The organism is Pseudomonas sp. RT4P38 (assembly GCF_054897765.1).
Genome location: NZ_CM142703.1, coordinates 3,167,498 through 3,184,718 on the forward strand (window position 1 = coordinate 3,167,498; position 17,221 = coordinate 3,184,718).

At 61.5% G+C, this 17,221-nt stretch carries 11 protein-coding genes and 1 pseudogene; 3 read left to right on the forward strand and 9 right to left on the reverse strand.

Features of this window, described 5'->3' with window-relative positions; translation table 11 throughout:
• The first annotated feature begins 22 nt into the window (after positions 1–22).
• On the forward strand, positions 23–1,186 hold the full coding sequence (ercA, locus tag ACYZT7_RS14785; protein ID WP_462041599.1) for an alcohol dehydrogenase-like regulatory protein ErcA: 1,164 nt from the start codon (positions 23–25) through the stop codon (positions 1,184–1,186).
• Positions 1,170–2,897 (forward strand): PAS domain-containing hybrid sensor histidine kinase/response regulator, encoded by a 1,728-nt coding sequence (locus tag ACYZT7_RS14790; RefSeq protein WP_462041600.1) that lies wholly within the window; start codon positions 1,170–1,172, stop codon positions 2,895–2,897. Before ercA ends, ACYZT7_RS14790 begins: the two co-directional genes overlap by 17 nt.
• 408 nt (positions 2,898–3,305) lie before the next feature.
• On the opposite strand, the pseudogene ACYZT7_RS14795 reads toward ACYZT7_RS14790, so the two are convergent.
• From ACYZT7_RS14795 to ACYZT7_RS14810, 4 genes and pseudogenes are all read right to left on the reverse strand, one after another.
• Positions 3,306–3,920 (reverse strand): annotated as a pseudogene (locus tag ACYZT7_RS14795) (IS110 family RNA-guided transposase); the annotation flags it as partial.
• Positions 3,921–4,063: 143 nt separating this feature from the next.
• A complete protein-coding gene (locus ACYZT7_RS14800) occupies positions 4,064–4,660 on the reverse strand; it encodes a glutathione S-transferase (RefSeq protein WP_462041601.1) in 597 nt (198 codons plus the stop codon).
• On the reverse strand, positions 4,657–8,298 hold the full coding sequence (locus tag ACYZT7_RS14805) for an AAA family ATPase (RefSeq protein ID WP_462041602.1): 3,642 nt from the start codon (positions 8,296–8,298) through the stop codon (positions 4,657–4,659). The genes ACYZT7_RS14800 and ACYZT7_RS14805 overlap by 4 nt, the downstream gene beginning before the upstream one ends.
• Entirely contained in the window at positions 8,295–9,539 is a 1,245-nt protein-coding gene (locus tag ACYZT7_RS14810; protein WP_462041603.1) for an exonuclease SbcCD subunit D C-terminal domain-containing protein, read from the reverse strand. The genes ACYZT7_RS14805 and ACYZT7_RS14810 overlap by 4 nt, the downstream gene beginning before the upstream one ends.
• A 212-nt stretch (positions 9,540–9,751) precedes the next feature.
• Here ACYZT7_RS14810 and ACYZT7_RS14815 point away from each other — a divergent pair, with 212 nt between their 5' ends.
• Positions 9,752–11,335: an ABC-F family ATP-binding cassette domain-containing protein gene (locus tag ACYZT7_RS14815; protein WP_462041604.1), complete on the forward strand. Its 1,584-nt coding sequence runs from the start codon at positions 9,752–9,754 to the stop codon at positions 11,333–11,335.
• Positions 11,336–11,341: 6 nt separating this feature from the next.
• On the opposite strand, the gene ACYZT7_RS14820 is transcribed toward ACYZT7_RS14815, so the two are convergent.
• From ACYZT7_RS14820 to ACYZT7_RS14840, 5 genes are read right to left on the reverse strand one after another with little or no spacing between them, the layout of a single operon-like run.
• On the reverse strand, positions 11,342–12,982 hold the full coding sequence (locus ACYZT7_RS14820) for a BatD family protein (protein WP_462041605.1): 1,641 nt from the start codon (positions 12,980–12,982) through the stop codon (positions 11,342–11,344).
• A complete protein-coding gene (locus ACYZT7_RS14825; RefSeq protein ID WP_462041606.1) occupies positions 12,979–14,718 on the reverse strand; it encodes a tetratricopeptide repeat protein in 1,740 nt (579 codons plus the stop codon). Before ACYZT7_RS14825 ends, ACYZT7_RS14820 begins: the two co-directional genes overlap by 4 nt.
• A complete protein-coding gene (locus ACYZT7_RS14830) occupies positions 14,715–15,791 on the reverse strand; it encodes a vWA domain-containing protein (protein WP_449643316.1) in 1,077 nt (358 codons plus the stop codon). Before ACYZT7_RS14830 ends, ACYZT7_RS14825 begins: the two co-directional genes overlap by 4 nt.
• Positions 15,784–16,278: a DUF4381 domain-containing protein gene (locus ACYZT7_RS14835; protein ID WP_462041607.1), complete on the reverse strand. Its 495-nt coding sequence runs from the start codon at positions 16,276–16,278 to the stop codon at positions 15,784–15,786. Before ACYZT7_RS14835 ends, ACYZT7_RS14830 begins: the two co-directional genes overlap by 8 nt.
• Positions 16,275–17,219 (reverse strand): DUF58 domain-containing protein, encoded by a 945-nt coding sequence (locus tag ACYZT7_RS14840; protein ID WP_462041608.1) that lies wholly within the window; start codon positions 17,217–17,219, stop codon positions 16,275–16,277. Before ACYZT7_RS14840 ends, ACYZT7_RS14835 begins: the two co-directional genes overlap by 4 nt.
• Positions 17,220–17,221: the final 2 nt, after the last annotated feature.

The window sequence follows — 17,221 nt, forward strand, 5'->3', positions numbered from 1 at the left end:
AACAATAAAAACAGGCTTTCCAATGAGCCAGAGTCTTAGTCAGCTACGTAAATTCGTTTCGCCTGAAATCATCTTTGGTGCCGGCTGCCGGCACAACGTCGGCAATTGCGCCAAAACCTTTGGTGCGCGCAAGGTGCTGCTGGTCAGCGACCCCGGTGTGATTGCTGCCGGTTGGGTCGCCGATGTCGAGGCCAGTCTGCAAGCCCAGGGCATCGAGTATTTCATGTACAGCGCGGTCTCGCCCAACCCACGGGTCGAAGAAGTGATGCTCGGCGCCGATCTGTACCGGGAAAATCATTGCGATGTGATCGTTGCCGTCGGTGGTGGCAGCCCGATGGATTGCGGCAAAGGCATCGGCATTGTCGTCGCCCATGGACGCAGCATCCTCGAATTCGAAGGCGTGGACACCATCCGTGTCCCGAGCCCGCCGCTGATCCTGATTCCGACCACGGCCGGGACCTCAGCCGATGTCTCGCAATTCGTGATCATCTCCAACCAGCAAGAACGCATGAAGTTCTCCATCGTCAGTAAGGCAGTGGTCCCGGACGTGTCGCTGATCGACCCGGAAACCACGTTGAGCATGGACCCGTTCCTGTCGGCCTGTACCGGCATCGATGCGTTGGTGCATGCCATCGAAGCGTTTGTTTCCACCGGCCACGGGCCGTTGACCGATCCTCACGCACTCGAGGCGATGCGCCTGATCAACGGCAACCTGGTGCAGATGATCGCCAACCCGAACGACATCGCCCTGCGCGAGAAGATCATGCTCGGCAGCATGCAGGCCGGGCTGGCGTTCTCCAACGCGATCCTCGGCGCGGTGCACGCGATGTCCCACAGCCTGGGCGGTTTTCTCGATCTGCCGCACGGTTTGTGCAACGCCGTGCTGGTGGAACACGTGGTGGCCTTCAATTACAGCTCGGCACCGGAACGTTTCAAGATCATCGCCGAGACCTTCGGCATCGATTGCCGTGGCTTGAATCATCGGCAGATTTGCGGGCGCCTGGTGGAGCATCTGATCGCTCTGAAACATGCGATCGGCTTCCACGAAACCCTGGGACTGCACGGGGTCAGCACTGCGGACATTCCGTTCCTGTCGCAACACGCCATGCACGATCCGTGCATCCTGACCAACCCGCGCCAGTCCAGTCAGCGTGATGTCGAGGTCGTCTATGGCGAAGCCCTCTGACGAACAGCAACGGGCGCTGGCGGGGTTACTGGGATTAGGCAGCCACTCGGCGCGCAAGAGTCATTACCCGGAACTGGCCGCGCGCCTTGACGAGCTGGAAGCCGAGCGCAATCGCTACAAATGGCTGTTCGAAAACGCGGTCCACGGGATCTTCCAGGCCAGCCTCCTGGAAGGCATGCGTGCCGCCAACCCGGCACTGGCGCGGATGCTTGGCTATCAGAACCCGCAAGAGGTGCTGTTCTCACTGGCCGACCTGGCGAGCAACCTGTTTGTCGGCGGTGCTCAAGAGCTGGAAAACATCGGTGAAATGCTCAAGCGCGAGCGCAGCCTGCTCGGTTACGAAACTCAATTGCGGCGCAAGGATGGCAGCAGCCTCGATGTGCTGATGAACCTGTTGCTCAAGCCCGATCAGGAAGGGCTGGTGGAGGGGTTTGTCGCTGATATCACCGAACGCAAACTCGCCCAGCAGCGCCTGCAGCAACTCAACGACGAACTGGAGCAGCGAGTCACCGCGCGCACCGACGAGCTGCTGGAAGCCAACCGCAACCTGCAACAGCAGATCACCCAGCGTAAACAGATTGCCCAAGCGTTGCGCGATGCCCGGGACGCCGCCGAGGCCGCCAATCGCAGCAAGGACAAATACCTCGCCGCCGCCAGCCATGACCTGCTGCAACCGCTCAACGCGGCGCGTTTACTGATTTCGACCCTGCGTGAGCGCAAGCTGCCCGACGTCGAACAGGTGCTGGTGGAGCGTACGCACCAGGCGCTGGAAGGGGCGGAAGATTTGCTCACCGATTTGCTGGATATTTCCCGGCTCGATCAGGCGGCGGTCAAACCGGACATTGCGCTGTACCGTCTTGACGAATTGCTCGCGCCGTTGGTGTCGGAGTTCCAGTCAGTGGCTCAAGCTGCAGGGTTGAATCTGCGGGTGCACATGGGCGATTACGCCATCAGTACAGACTTGCGCCTGATGACGCGGATCCTGCGCAACTTCCTCAGTAACGCCTGCCGCTACACTGACGAGGGCAGCATCCTGCTGGGGGCCAGACGCCGGGGTGACATGCTGCGCCTGGAAGTCTGGGACACTGGGCGCGGGATCGCGGCGGACCGGCTGGATTCGATCTTCCTCGAGTTCAATCAACTGGACGTCGGACGCGCCGCCGACCGCAAGGGTGTGGGCCTGGGGCTGGCCATCGTTGAGCGTATCGCCAAGATCCTTAACTACAGAATCCAGGTTCATTCACGGCCGGGACGCGGTTCGGTGTTCAGCATCGACGTGCCGATTTCCCATGAGGTTCCGCTACCCATCAGTCTGGCCGCGCCACTGCCGGGCACCGGAAATCCATTGCCGGGCCGACGTTTGTTGGTACTGGACAATGAAGTGAGCATCCTCGAAAGCATGAGCGCGCTGCTCGGGCAATGGGGCTGCGAAGTGGTGACGGCCACCGATGAATTCTCCGCACTGGCAGCCTTGCAGGGGCGACCGCCGGAACTGATTCTGGCGGATTACCACCTCGATCACGGGGTGGTGGGCTGTGATGTGGTCAGGCATTTGCGTGAGCATTACCACCAGGCGATTCCGGCGGTCATCATCACTGCCGACCGCACGGATCAGTGTCGGCGCTCATTGCAGCGACTCGACGCACCGCTGCTGAACAAACCGGTGAAACCCGGCAAGTTGCGTGCGGTGCTGAGTCAGTTGCTGGGGTAGCGATGCAGTCGTCAATCCGGTGGATGCGATTTTCCTGATGCACCGCGCCGTATGGTTTTACGACTGCTACGTCCGAACGCGGCCCGAACCGAACGCAGCCTTCGGCAGCTGCTATGTATGGACTCGCCCCCACTGTCTACCCGCTTTTGAAAAACCGCCGCCCCGTTGCATCTATGTATCAGGCCTATTCAAAGAAGCCGTCTTCGGCTTCTGGCCAAAATTGGAAGAGCTCGTGGTATGCCGATTACAGTCAGGCCTCGAAGGCCAGTAGCAGCTTAGGCATCAATCCACGCCGGTCTTACCTGGGGTCAATGTTTTTTCAGCAAAGGGTCGGACAGTTAGTACCTCGGTGGCAGAACTGTGTCGCTCAGTGGCTCATCGTCGCTTGCTGGCCATTACCCGTCCCACTTCCAGGCGCCCCGTCAGCACGCTGATGCGCTCGCCCAAATGGCGCCACTCGGCCAACAGTTCGTCGATCAGTTCACGCAGCAGGCCCGGGACCGGCTGGGTGGCATCTTCCAGTACCCGCGGAATTTTCTGGCTGATCGCAACATCGCCCTGCGCCAAGGCCACGCCGTGCTCAAGCAGCAGGCCGCGCATCTGATTACTCACCGCCGTGCGTCGACGCACATAACCCTGGCGGGCGCGATGCAATGCCTGCATTGCCAGCGCCGCAACGCTTTTGACCGGCACTGCGCAGATCTTTTCATCGCGACCAGCCCGCAGAATCGCCAGCGCATCGTTGCGGTCATTTTTAGGCCCGCTGCGATGTGTGGCCACCAAGCCGGCTGGAAGAATCCGCGCCAGATTGCCTTGGTCTTGCAGCTGTCGGGCCCAAGCTTGAGCTCCCGGACCGGTCTCCATCAGAGCCACGACATGAGGCGGCAACTGGCGGAGAAACTCATAAAACGCCTCGCGCGACCTGATCCGCTGCTCGTAGTGCACTTGGCCGAGGACGTCTTCGCCGGCGACCTGGAAGACCTGCTTGGCCAGATCGACCGCCACGGTTGTGCAGGCCGACAAATCGGAAGAAGACACGGATTGATCAATCGAAGTAAGCTTTTTCATGGACTCGCCCTCGCTGTCGTTGGCTGTTTAGACTGCCACCGTGGCGCATTGACGCCTCGGCTTGGGCGAGTCCATCCAATTACAGGGATCAGGTGTGGCTACTTTTGCATTACGCCAACAAATAACTCGGACTCCAGAAACCGCTGCAACCAGGCCTGCAAACGACGATAGGGCGTCTGCCCGAACCACTCGCGATCCACATGAGCAAACTGCCGCACGAATGGCATCAGCGCCACATCCACCAGACTCGGATGCTCGGCAAGCAAGTAGTCGCGTCCCTCCAGCAACTCATCGAGCCTGCGCAAAAACACCTCTCCCTCGGCGCGATAGAACGTCATCGGCTGCTCGGGATACCGTTCGGCGTACTTGTAGTGATTCAGGTGCACCTTGAACACCTGATCGTTTTCTTCGATCAGCCCGGCGATGTGTCGCTGCCCGACAGGGTCATCCTTGAGCAACCAATCCTGCGGATCGTTCTGCGCCAGGGCCCAGTGCATAATCGCCAGGCTTTCATCGATCACCTGACCTTCGACGCTCAGCACCGGCACCGTGCCTTTGCTCGACAGGGCGAGCATTTCGGCAGGCTTGGCCTTCAGGCTGACCTCGACAATATTCACCGCAACGCCGGAGTAGCGCAGGGCCATGCGCGCCCGCATTGCGTAGGGGCAGCGGAGGAAGGAATACAGCGTATTCATTTCACCTCCAGGGTACTCAGGCCGTTGCCCTGGCGGCGGACCTGAATCTGCACCGGAATCCGCTCATGCATTTCCTGCACATGGGAAATCACCGCGACCTTGCGGCCCTGAGCCTGCAAGCCATCCAGGGCGTCCATGGCCAGTTGCAGAGATTCCGGATCAAGGCTGCCAAAGCCTTCGTCGATGAACAGCGATTCAATTTTCAGTGTGCTCGACGCCATTGATGCCAGGCCCAAGGCCAGGGCCAGCGACACCAGGAACGTCTCGCCGCCGGACAACGAATGCACCGAACGCAGTTCATCACCCATCTCGGTGTCCATTACCAACAAGCCGAGCATGCTGCCCCCACGTTTCAGGCGATAGCGTCGCACCAGTTGCCGCAACTGCACGTTGGCGTGATGCACCAGCAAGTCGAGGTTGTAGGCTTGAGCGATCTTGCGGAAAGTGTCGCCCGTGGCCGAACCAATCAATGCATTCAAACGTGCCCAGCGCTGGTACTCGGTGTAGGCGTCGGCGATCTGCTGCGCGAGGGCCTGATTGGCGTTTTGCCGGCGCTGATCCTCGGCCTGTTCGGCGCGCAGTTCGGCGCAACGGTGTTCACTGGCGGCGGACAGGTTTTGCAGCTCGGCAAGCGCTGTCGCCAGTTGTTCGGCGTCGAGATTGCCGTTGTGTTGTGCTTGATGATTGAGCAGACGCTGATCGCGTTCCTGCAACAGGACCTTGGTTTGTTCGATGGCTTTTTCGCTTTGCTGCAATTGCTGACGCAGTTCGCTGACCTGCTGGTCGTCGACACTCAGCAGATCTTCCAGACCACCGTCATCCAGTTCCGGATGCAATGCACGCCAGTCAGCAATCTTGCCGCTCAGCTCGCGATCTTCGGTTTCCAGTGCCCGCGCGCGTTCTTGCTGGGCCTTGAGTTCGGCACCCAGCTGCGCCAGCCGCGTACGCACGGTTTGCAGTTCCTGATTGGCCGTCGCTTCGGCATTGCGCGCCTGTTCGACGGCTTGATCCAGTTGCTGCTGCCACTGCTCGGCGCTGGTGTGTTCGCCGAGCAATTGCGTGAGTTTTTGCTGGCAGGCCTGTTGCTGGTCGACGAGGGCGGTGAACTGCTGTCGGGCCGTTTCCAACTGCTGGAGGCGAGTGAGTTGGCGGTCCTGTTCTTTCTCCAGCGTCTGCTGCCGTTGTTGCTGTTCGCTGAGTTCATCGCGTTGCTGATCGAGTTGTTCCAGGCGCTGGGCGATCTGCCGGTCCAGTTGCATGAAGGTCGCGGCGGGTTCGTTGCGCAGCGCTTGCAACGTATCGACCGGGAGCAGGGTGCTGAACGCTGTCAGCTCTTCGTCCAGACGCAGGCGGTCACTGCTCAACTCACGTTGCTGGTTGGCCAGGTGCTGGGCCGCTTGCTGGCTCGCCGCTTCAGCGCTACGCAGTTGCTGTTGAAGGCGTGCGGCGTCCTGTTGCAGAGCGAGCAGGGCGGTTTGCCGTTGTTCGTCCTGAGTGATGCTTTGGTTCAACTGGTTGTTTTGCTGCTCCAGCCAGGCATCGCGTTTAGCCGCATCCTGCGTGAGCAGCTGCGCAGATAACGGATGTGCTTCAAGGCTCGGTGCCAGGCTCTGCTGCTGGGTCGCGAGGTGTTCTTGTTGTTGCAGCAATTCCTTTTGCTGCGCAATCACGCCGCCCACTTCAGCGCGCAGGTCAGTGAGCTTTTCTTTCAACAGGTCGACGGCTTTCTGGGCGTTGGCCTGTTCGCTTTCATCATGCCGGCCAAGGCTCTGCAGCAGGGCTTCGGGCTGATGATAGGGATGGTTGGGGCTGCCACAGACCGGGCACGGTTGATCGTCCTGCAACTGCTCGCGCAGTTCTTCGACGCTGGCGCTGCGGGCCAGACGCTGGCGTTCCAGCAATTCGCGGGTCACGGTCAGGGTCTGTTCGGCAACCACCAATTCGTTCTTGGCTTTCACACCGTCCTGAGTCAGACGTTCTCGTTCTTGCTGAGCGATCAGCTGGCGCTGCTGAAGTTCGGACGCACGCTTGTCCAGTTCCTGCTGACTGGCCCACAGGCGCGTCAGCTCTTCAAAGGCACGCTGTTGCTTGCGGTTGTCCTGCAGCAGACTCCCGAGAATCTGAATCTGCTCGGCCACCGCTTCCGGTTCGGCGCCGGCCTCCTTGTACAGCACTTCAAGGCTCTGGCGCTGAGTGGACAGGTCCTCGGCAGCGCGTGCGGCGCTCTGTTCCAGAGCGGCCAGTTCGGCCTGGCCCTTGTTCAGGCGATTGCCGATCAGCATCAGCTGTTGCAGGCGATCACGGTAGGCGTTCCAGGCATCGCTCAAGGGCGCCAGAGGGGTGCTTTGTTCAAGCTCCCCGGCAATCCGCTGCAAACGTTCGGCGACCTGTTTCTGTTGGTCGAGCAGTCCTTGGATCGTGTTTTGGCCCTGAGTGCAGGCCAGTTCCGCCTGCTGCTTGAGGTCGGCACTGAGACTGGCGTCCTTGACCAGGCGGGCGAGGGTGCTTTGCTCTTCGAAGGCCTGACGCAGCAGTGGAGCGCTGGTGGTGTGTTGGCTTTGGGCTTCGACGAGTGCGGTCTGCGCGGCGCTCAGGCTGTGTTCGAGTTGCGCCTGGCGCTCATTCAGCTCGGTTTGCTGTTGGGTGTGCTGCTGAATCTGCGCGGCCAGCGGTGTGAGCTGGGCAGTGAGTTCTGTCTTGCGGGCGAACTGGTGCCGTTGCGGGGCCAGTTGCTCCAGGCGAGTCAGCTTCAAACGTTCGCCGGCCAGACCTTCCCAACGCTGCTGGGCCGATTGCAGCTGCTCGGTGGCGCTCTGTTGCTCGTCCTGTAATTGACGCAGGTCCTTGAGCCAGGTGTGCTGCAGCTCTAATTGCTTGAGTTGCCCTTGCTGGGTCTTGAGTTGTTGCTGAGCCTCGTTGAAGCGCTCATCGAGTTCCGCCCGGGCTTCTGGCGACAACGGCGTCACGCCGGTGGCCTGGTCCTGCAACAGCTTGTGCGCTTCGCGAGCCTCTTTGGTTTTGTCGAAAGCCCGGCGACCGAGGCGCGTATAGAGCGCGGTATCGGTGAGTTTTTCCAGCAGTTCGCTGCGTTCGTTGTCGTTAGCCTTGAGGAAGGCACTGAACTCGCTTTGGGCCAGCAGCACGGCTCGGGTGAACTGTTCGAAGTTCAGGCCCAGTACGGCTTCGAGCTGGGTTTTGAATTCGACTTTCTGACTGGCTAGCAGTTGATCCAGATCGATGTCGCGCAAACTCTGACGGCTGGCTTGCAGCTTGCCGCCGGCCTTCTCGCGGGCGCGATTAGCCTCCCAGCGAGCGCGGTAACGACTGCCATCGATGCCAACGAAATCTACTTCGGCATAACCTTCACCCGTGCCGCGACGCAGCAGCGTGCGGGGGTCGCCAGTGCTGATCTCGCCGTCGGCGTCTGGCGCTTTGGCAGACACCTGAGCATTGCTCAGCCGAGGCACCGCACCGAACAACGCCAGGCACAAGGCGTCGAGCAAGGTGCTTTTACCGGCGCCGGTCGGCCCGGTGATCGCGAACAGACCGGCGCTGGCCAACGGCTCAGCGGTAAAGTCGATTTCAAAGGGCCCGGCCAGTGAGGCGAGGTTTTTCAGGCGGATCGCGAGGATCTTCATGGTTGTTCGCTCTCCATCTGCACGTCTTGCAACAGTTCGGCGAAGTCCTTGAGGGTTTGCTCGTCGACCTCGCTGCCGTAGTTGTCCTGCCAGGCGCGGCTGAACAGTTCCTGAGGCGAGAGCTGGTCGAGTTCGATCAAGGTCGTGCCGTCATCGACGCCATCGCGGCTGCCGTTGCCGGCGTATTCAGCGGCGATCCGCACCAGGCGCACGGCTTTGCTTTGCAGGGCGGTTTCCACTTGGTGGCGCAAGTCGGGTTGCGGTTCGTCGAGCCGCACGCGAACTTCAAGCCAAGGCTGGCGCTGGATATCGGCCAGCAGGTCGATGTTCGGCAGGTCGGCCAGTTGCAGCAGGATTTCCGCCAATGGCGCGGGACCGAAGCGTTGCAGATTCACTGCCCGGGGGATCAGTTTGGGTTCGACGCTGACGAGGGTTTCGCCCTCGAGTTTGATGTCGAGAATCTGGTGCTGATAGCCGATCTCGGAGAACGACAACGGAATCGGTGAGCCGCTGTAGCGGATGCGCTCTTCACCGTTGACCTTCTGCGGCTTGTGCAAATGACCGAGGGCGACGTAACTGATGCTCGGCCCGAACAGGCTGGCGGGCAGCGCTTCGGCGTTGCCGATGATCAGGCTGCGCTCGGAGTCTTCCGACACCGAACCACCGGCCATGTGCGCGTGGCTGATGGCGATCAGCGCCTGGCCAGGCTGGCGTTTGGCATTGGCCGCTTCGATCAGCCACTCGTGAACCTGACCGATACCGCGCAGGTAGTTGTCGCCCAGATGCGCGCCGGTCACTTCGGCCGGTCGCAGGAATGGCAGCGCCAGGCACCAGCCGGCAATGTCCCCGGTGGCGTCGGGCAGAGGCAGCAATAGGCGTTCGGCGTCCAGTTGACCGTCATCAAGCCACAGCACACGGCCCAAAGCATGGGTGCGCAAACGCCGCATCAGCGGTGCGGGCAGTTCAATCCTCGAGCCGGAATCGTGGTTGCCGGCGATCATCACGATGGTCAGCTTTGGCTGCTGTTCATGGGCGCTGACGATGAAGTCGTAGAGACGCTCCTGGGCTTTCACCGGCGGGTTGACCGTGTCGAAGATATCGCCGGCGATCAGCAGCACGTCGGGCTGGTCCAGCTTCAGCTGGCGCAACAGCCATTCAAGGAAGCAGCCGTGTTCGAAATCGCGTTCCTGGCCGTGCAGGTTTTGTCCAAGGTGCCAGTCGGAGGTGTGAAACAGACGCAAGGTGAACTCCGTAGGAAATAAGGTGATGGCCGCGAGGAAAATGATGGCGGCTAAAGGGGAGGGAGTTTACTGGCAAAAGACCGGGGATGCTGAAAGCCTTGAAAGATTGCTTATCGATTGGACGGGGCCTCAGTATGGTAGACCGCGGCCGAGGTGACGAGGCGGACGCTGTTGCGCAACACCAGGGAGTTTTGAATAGTTAAGGAGACGTCATGACCCAACGGTTACTTCAACTGGATCAAGTGTCGTTCAACCTGCCCGACGGGCGTGTTCTGTTCGATCACTTGAACCACACTTTCAGTACCAGGGCCACCGGCATCGTGGGCGCCAATGGCTGTGGCAAGTCCTTGCTTGGCCGGCTCCTGACGGGAGAGCAACTGCCCACAAGCGGCATCGTCCGTCGCGAAGGGCGTGTTTACGCCGTGGCGCAGTTACTGGAACCCGAGCGCTATCCCAGCGTTGCCGCGCTGGCCGGTGTCGCCCCTATTCTGGCGGCGCTGGATCGCATTGCTCAGGGCAGTGTTGACGATGAGGATCATGCGCTGGCGGTCGATCAATGGGATTGCGCCACACGCCTTGAGGCGGAGCTGCAGCAGATCGGCCTGGGTCATTTGGATGCCGACGCGCGCACCGACGCACTCAGTGGTGGCGAACGGCAACGGGTGGCGTTGCTGGGGGCGTGGCTATCCAGAGCCGACTGGCTCATCCTGGATGAGCCCAGCAACCACCTGGATGTTGATCAGCAACACAAACTTGCGCAGCAGATAGATCGTTGGCCCAACGGCCTGGTGTTGATCAGCCACGACCGGGGGCTTCTGGAACACGTGAACGAAATTGTCGAGCTTTCACCCTTGGGGCTGGCGGTTTATGGCGGCAACTACAGTCAGTATGCGGCGGCACGTGAGCAAGAACAGCAGTCGTTCCAGTCGGCATTGCAAGGGGAGCGGGCACAGGCCAAGCGCGAGCAGCGTGAGATGGCCGTGCAGATGGAGCGTCAGCAACGGCGTAATGCGCGCGGTGACCGTCAGGCCCGTGACGGCAATCAGACCAAACTGATCACCAATGCTCAGAAAGAGCGCAGTGAAAACAGTCAGGGAAAATTGCGCCTCAATCAACAGGTGGCCCGGGAGCAGCAGCAACAACGTATCGTCGAGGCCCGTGCGCGGTGTGCGCCGGACATTCAACGCATGATGTTGTCGCCGGAAAGCGTAGTGCCCAATGGCAAGCTGATTGTGCAGCTCAACGACGTCATTCTCCCGTTCGGTTACGCGGCGCCGGTCAATCTGACGCTGACAGGGCCTATGCGCATGGCAATCCTGGGCGCCAACGGCAGCGGCAAGTCGACCCTGTTGCGAGTGATCGCCGGCCAACTGCCGGTGGGCGAAGGCGAACTCATCCGCAGTTGCCATGTTGGCTGGCTGGATCAACACGCCGGATTACAGTACCCCGAACGCACGGCGGTGCAATGGCTCTACGAGAGCAATCCGGAGTTGCCCGAAGCCGAGGCGCGAACCCGATTGGCGCAGATGGGCATTGATGCGGATCGTGCGACGCTCAAGACTTGCCAGTTGAGCGGCGGCGAACGTCTGAAAATAGCGTTGGCTGCGCAGTTGTATGCCCAGCGACCACCACAATTGTTGTTGCTGGACGAACCGGACAACCATTTGGACTTGCCCAGTAAAATTGCGCTGGAGCAGATGCTCAATCAGTACCAAGGGGCATTGATTGTCGTCTCACACGACAGCGCTTTTTTACAGGCCATTCATCTGGACGCCGAGTTCCATCTCGACAGCTAGGGACCGTTACTTCGGATAAAGCGGCGGCAGTCCACTGTCGCCCACCGGGTCCTGAACCCGCTCGGCAATCGGAATCGCCTTGATCGCTCGCCACAGATCTTCACCTTGCCAATGCTGGCCGGTTTCGCTGTAGAGCGCGCCGTTCAAGCCGTCGAGGGCGTCGGACAGCGGCACAAAACGCGCCGCCATATCGGCCAGGGTTTCCGGTTGTTGCCGGGCCCAGGCGTCGAGGGCCTGGCGGGTGGCGTGGGAGTCATTGGCCTGACAGGCGCGCTTGAGGTCGTCGAGCACGGTGCGCGGGCTCGGGCCGGCCTGCGCCGCGCGCAGGATCGCCGGTTGCCAGCGGGCGCGCCACCAGAGACCGATGCCCAGCAGGGTGGTGCAGGCCAGGATCAGCGTGCTGAGTTTCCACCACCGGAGGGCTTCGTTGTCGGCGACGGAAAGGACTTGAGGCGTGCCGGCCGGGGTGTCGACCATCAGGCTCGGATTGTTCGCCACTGGCAGGGTTCTGGCCGGCAGGCTGCTGTATTCCAGGTGGTCCTCGAAGGTGTTCCACCAGACCACTTCAACCGCTGGCAACTCGATTGCGCCGCTACGCGTCGGCACCAGGGCTTCACGGTCTTCGCGACTGCCGACCAGGCCTCGCTCGCTGTTCTGGTTACCCAGCACCGGTTGATCCGGGTAGCGCCGCAAGCCGTTGACGTCGGTGGCGGGCAGCGGTGGCAATTGCGTGCTGGCCAGGCCTTCAGCCTTCACCGTCAGGCTGCGGGTCAAAGAATCGCCCACCTGCGCATGATCCGGTTCCGGGTTCCAGCTTTCGCTCAGGCTGAGGCTACGGGCCGGCAGCCATGGCCTGTCGGCCGGGTACGTGATGGGTTTGGCCTTGACCGTCAGCAGAAGCTCTGAGGAGCTGACCCGCATCAGTTTGCCGGATTTCGGTGCCTGGGCGGCGGCGTCCTGGGCGGGCTGTGCGTCCACGAGTGCGGCATTGAATATCTGCGGCGGAATGACCAACTCACCGCTGTGTTGCGGGTAGATCGCGTAGCGCATTTCGATCACGCCGTGGCGCAGGTCATTGATGTCTTTCTCGTAGGTGCGCGCCTCGCCCAGTTGCTCGATGCGCACATCGGGGATTTGCAAAGGGGGCAGGCTGCTGTCGTCGTACAGCGACACTGAATGGTAGATGCGCAAAGTCAGGATCGCCTGGGCTTGCACGTACACGCTGTTTTGATCGAGGCTGGCGTCGATGAATACCGGGCCCCGTTTGGTCGGACTGTCCTGGGTTTCGGTTTCGACCACTTGCACGGTGATCGGCTGGCTCTGCACGTCACCCAGTTTCAGTGATGGAATCACCACGCTGCCGTTCTGCCGAGGCAGCAGCGTGATGATCCAGCGGGTGGTCGCACGGTTGTCGCCGTTCAGGGTGGTTAACTGGTTGACCTGACGGGTGCCGCGCACTTCGAACAGCGGCTCCAGCGGTGTCAGGTCAGGCTTGCCGAACTGCGTTACGTCGCTGGTTTCCAGGGTCAGTTCAATCGTTTCGCCGCTGTTCAGGCGACTACGATCCACACTGGCGACCAGTCCCGCAGCCTGGGCCTGAGCAGTCCAGAGCAGCAGCGCGAGCAAGAAAGTGGTGAAGCGGGTCATCGAGTTTTTCCCTGATCCTGATGTTGTTGCTGTTCGTACCAGAATTTGCGTCTGAGCAATTCACCCGGGTCATCCGGGATCTTGCGCAGCCATTGTTCCAGCGCCTGGCGCTGTTCACCATCGATGCTGTCGCTGGCCGGACGCATCGGTGGTCTGGTGCTTTGTTCGTCCCCCAACTCACTGCCCGGGACTTCATTGGTGCCGGGTTTCGGCGGCGTTTTGCGCGGTTGCTCGGAGTCCTTCGTGGCTTGTTGGTCGTCGGTTTTCGGTTCGCCATTATCCGACGGTTGAGTGGCCGCGCCCGGCGGCGGTTCTTGCGTGGGGGGCTCGGTCTCGTTGCCGGCGTTTTTGTCCGGTGCAACGGGCGGTGGAGTGTTTTTCTGCTTGATCAGATTTTCCACCAGCGCCTTGTTGGTCTGCGCCGGACGCAAATCCGGTTGACGCTCCAGCGCCTGTTCGTAGGCGTCCAGCGCTGCTTCCAGCTCACCGCTTTTGGCCAGGGCGTTGCCACGATTGTAGTGGGCGTGGGCGTCGTTGCCCTCGGCGAACCGCTGGGCGGCGCCGCTGTAATCGCCGGTTTCGTAAAGCGCCACACCTTGCCATTGTCGATCGTCGAAATGCTGCGCAGCCTCGGCTGGGCGTTTCTGCTTGAGCAATAGCAAACCCTGTTGGTCGGGCCGCAGCCACAAATCTTCGAAGTCCAAGGCATAACTCGGTTGTGGCAGCAGCAATAGCAGTGGCAGGCAGAACAACCACCCGCGACGGCCGGCGCAGGCGGCCAGCAACAACAGCGGCAGCAACAGCCAGTAACCCTGATCGGCCCACGTGTCGAGGCGCAGGGTCTGGCCGTCGTTGCGCAGCGTGCGTGGACCCTCGAGCAAGCCGAGGGCGCGCAGGTCGGCATCGTCCAGGCGTGCGTGGCGATAGCGTCCGTCCAGGTCATTGGCAAAGGCTTTCAGGCTGGGTTCGTCCAGATGAGGCACCAGAATCGCACCCTGGTCGTCTTTGAGAAAACTGCCGTCTTCCTGGGTGATTGGCGCTCCTTCGGCAGTGCCAACACCGAGCATCAGAAATTGCGTCGACTTGCCGTCCAGCACCTGCCGAATCCCTTGGCGTTCCTGTTCGGTCAAGGTTGAACCGATCAGCAGGATTCGGCCGTCGCCGAGGGCGCCCTGATCCAGCAGCGCAAGGGCCTTGGCCACCGCCAGATCGGCACGATGACCCGCCTCGGGCATCAGCGAAGGCTTGAGGGCATCCAATAAATTGCGGCTGGTCGACAGGTCATCCGACAGCGGCACCAGCGTGTGAGCGCTGCCGGCGTAGACGACGATCGCGGTCTGGGCGTCGCTGCGATTCTGCAGCAGGTCGAATAGCTTGCGCCGGGCCTGTTCTAACCGATTGGGTGGCACGTCAGTGGCGAGCATTTCCGGGGTCAGCTCAAGTACCACGACCAGAGGGTCGGCGGGTTTCTGACTGGTTTGCTCGACACGTTCCCAGCTCGGCCCGAGCAGCGCCAGAACGGTCAACACCCAGGCACAGCCAAGGATGACCCACGGCAATTTGCTGTCGCGACCGCTGCCACCACTGAGCAACGCCGCATGGAAGGCCGGTGGCAGAATCATCTGCCAGCGCCCGGCGCGCTTCTGCCGATGCCAGAGTTGCCAGAGCAACCAGCCGAGCAACGGCAACAACAGCAACCACCAGGGGCGGAACCAGTACGGCCAGAGCGCACTCATCGGCGCCTCCGCAGACGCAGGCGTTTAAGCCGCTGGCGCCAGTCGGGCAGTTGCGTTTGCAGAAGATCCTTGGTGAACAGTCGCCGCAACGGGTTGTCCGGCCAGCGCTCGCGAACCACCAGCAGCATGCTCAACAGCAACGCCATCGCCAAAGGCCAGTGGTACAACGCCTGCGCCGGGCGAGCCTGAGTCGGTTGTTGGGTCACGGGTTCCAGTTTGTCGAGGGTGCCTTTGATCGCTTGCAGTTCCTTGTCATCGTGGGCGCGAAAATACTGGCCGCCCGTGGCTTCGGCGATCGCCTTCAAGGAGGCTTCATCGAGGTCGAGGCTCGGATTGACCCCCAAAAAACCCAACGTGCCGCTTTGCTCCGGATCGGCGCCGATACCGATCGGGTAGATTTTCACGCCTTCATTAGCCGCCAGGCGCGCCGCCGTGAGCGGGTCGATTTCACCACCATTGTTGGCGCCGTCAGTGACCAGAATCAGTACGCGGCTTTGTGCCGGGCGTTGGCGCAGGCGTTTGAGGGCCAGGCCGATAGCATCGCCGATGGCGGTGTTCTTGCCAGCGATGCCGATCCGCGCTTCGTCGAGCCACACGCGCACCGTGTGCCGATCGAACGTCAGCGGTGCTTGCAGATACGCCCGGCTGCCGAACAGGATCAGCCCGACCCGATCGCCCTCACGACTTTCGAGGAAGTCACCGAGCAAGTGCTGAACCAGTGTGAGTCGACTGACGTCTTCGCCCTGCCATTGCATGTCGGGAAAATCCATGGAGCCGGACACGTCGACCGCCACCAGCAGATCGCGACCGCTGGCGGCAATCGGCAGCGGTTCGCCGAGCCATTGCGGGCGCGCCGCGGCGATCAGTAACAACAGCCACAGCAGAATGAACGGCGCTTGTTGACGCCAGGCCGGCAGGTTGGCCCGGGCGCGGCGGCGGGCGAGGCCTTCGAGGTCACTGAGGAAGCTGACTTTGAGGGCCGGCTCGCCACTGTCGGCGACAGGTAGCACGACGCGCATCAGCCAGGGCAGCGGCAGCAGGGCAAAGATCCACGGCCAGGCGAACTCAAACATGTTTACGAATCCAGGTGTCGACGGCTTGGGTCAGGCCGGCGATGGCTTTGTCGTCGAGTTTGCATTCGGGTTTGTAGGCGCCTTCGACCAGCACCATCCAGCGGGTCAGACCAGCGGCCGGGCAGCGATTGTCGAGGAATGCCAGCCATTTGCGCCCATTGAGGGTGTGGCTCTGGCTGTAGGGATAGTGGTTGCGGCACAGGCGTTTGAGCAAACCGTTGAGTTGCTGCAACCAGGCACCCGCCGGAGCGCCGTCGTAGGGTTTGGGCATCCGCGCCAGTTCGGCCAGCGCGGCGAGGCGCACCGGGTCCAGCGGTTGTTCGGCGCGCACTACAGGGCGTTTGTTTGCAAAGTAGCGCCTTGCCTTCCACAGACCGAAACCGATCAGTGGCAGTAGCAACAGCAATAGCCACCAGCCCGGTGCCGGTGGCCAGAATTCGATCGGTGGCGGGGAGATCAGTGGTTGCAGTTGATCAAGGCTGCTCATCGACCTTTCCCCGGTTTCTGTGGGTTCAGGTACTCGCGCAGTTGTTCGACCATCTCACTCTGCGTGCTCAAGGGCATCAGCAAAACCCGCAGCTTCTGCGCCAGCAGTTCCCAGCGAGCGATACGCGCTTCGGCCTGGGCGCGATAGGTCTGGCGCAGCTCGAAATTGAGGGTGTCGAGTTCCAGTTGCGCCCCGCGTTCGGCGAAGCGTAAAAGCCCGGCCGCGGGCAGGGCGTGATCCAGTGGATCGGACACCGGCAGCAGCAACAGATCGCAATGCCGCGACAACAGGCTCAGCTGTTGTTCGGCGCCCTCGGTCAGGGTGCGTTCGTCGCAGATCACGATCACCAGACTGCCGGGACGCAGTACTTCCCGGGCTCGGCGCAGGGCGATGTTGAAGGCGTCCCGGTCCGGCTCGCTTTCCGTGTGCAGAGACTGATTGACCCGCACCATACGGTTGAGAAACTGCAGCAGGCTCTGTTTGCTGCGTCGTGGCTTGATTTCATAGTGCTCATTGTTGCCGAACACCAGTCCGCCGACCCGATCGTTATGACCCAGTGCGGCCCAGCCGATCAGGCTCGCGGCTTGGGCGGCGAGCACTGATTTGAACATCAGCCCCGAGCCGAAAAACAGCCGACGACTTTGCTCGACCATGATAAAAATCGGTCGCTCGCGCTCTTCATGGAACAGCTTGGTATGGGGTTCCTGTGTGCGGGCGGTGACGCGCCAGTCGATGCTTCGCACATCATCGCCGGCCTGATAGACCCGCACCTGATCGAAATCCACCCCGCGCCCGCGCAGTTTGGAGTGGTGCAGGCCGATCAGCGGGCTGCGCTGGCTCGGCGTGGAGAACAACTGCACTTCACGCACGCGATGGCGCATCTCGATCAGCTCGGCGAGGCTGACACGGATGCCCGGTTCGGTTGGCAGGATGGCGTTCATCG

What these genes read in the sequence shown, in the direction of transcription:
- ACYZT7_RS14815 (WP_462041604.1), top strand. Translation starts at nt 9,752, where the DNA reads ATGACCCAACGGTTACTTCAACTGGATCAAGTGTCGTTCAACCTGCCC.
- ACYZT7_RS14835 (WP_462041607.1), bottom strand. Translation starts at nt 16,278, where the DNA reads ATGAGCAGCCTTGATCAACTGCAACCACTGATCTCCCCGCCACCGATC.
- ACYZT7_RS14805 (WP_462041602.1), bottom strand. Translation starts at nt 8,298, where the DNA reads ATGAAGATCCTCGCGATCCGCCTGAAAAACCTCGCCTCACTGGCCGGG.
- ACYZT7_RS14820 (WP_462041605.1), bottom strand. Translation starts at nt 12,982, where the DNA reads ATGACCCGCTTCACCACTTTCTTGCTCGCGCTGCTGCTCTGGACTGCT.
- ACYZT7_RS14790 (WP_462041600.1), top strand. Translation starts at nt 1,170, where the DNA reads ATGGCGAAGCCCTCTGACGAACAGCAACGGGCGCTGGCGGGGTTACTG.
- ACYZT7_RS14840 (WP_462041608.1), bottom strand. Translation starts at nt 17,219, where the DNA reads ATGAACGCCATCCTGCCAACCGAACCGGGCATCCGTGTCAGCCTCGCC.
- ACYZT7_RS14825 (WP_462041606.1), bottom strand. Translation starts at nt 14,718, where the DNA reads ATGAGTGCGCTCTGGCCGTACTGGTTCCGCCCCTGGTGGTTGCTGTTG.
- ACYZT7_RS14830 (WP_449643316.1), bottom strand. Translation starts at nt 15,791, where the DNA reads ATGTTTGAGTTCGCCTGGCCGTGGATCTTTGCCCTGCTGCCGCTGCCC.
- ACYZT7_RS14800 (WP_462041601.1), bottom strand. Translation starts at nt 4,660, where the DNA reads ATGAATACGCTGTATTCCTTCCTCCGCTGCCCCTACGCAATGCGGGCG.
- ercA (WP_462041599.1), top strand. Translation starts at nt 23, where the DNA reads ATGAGCCAGAGTCTTAGTCAGCTACGTAAATTCGTTTCGCCTGAAATC.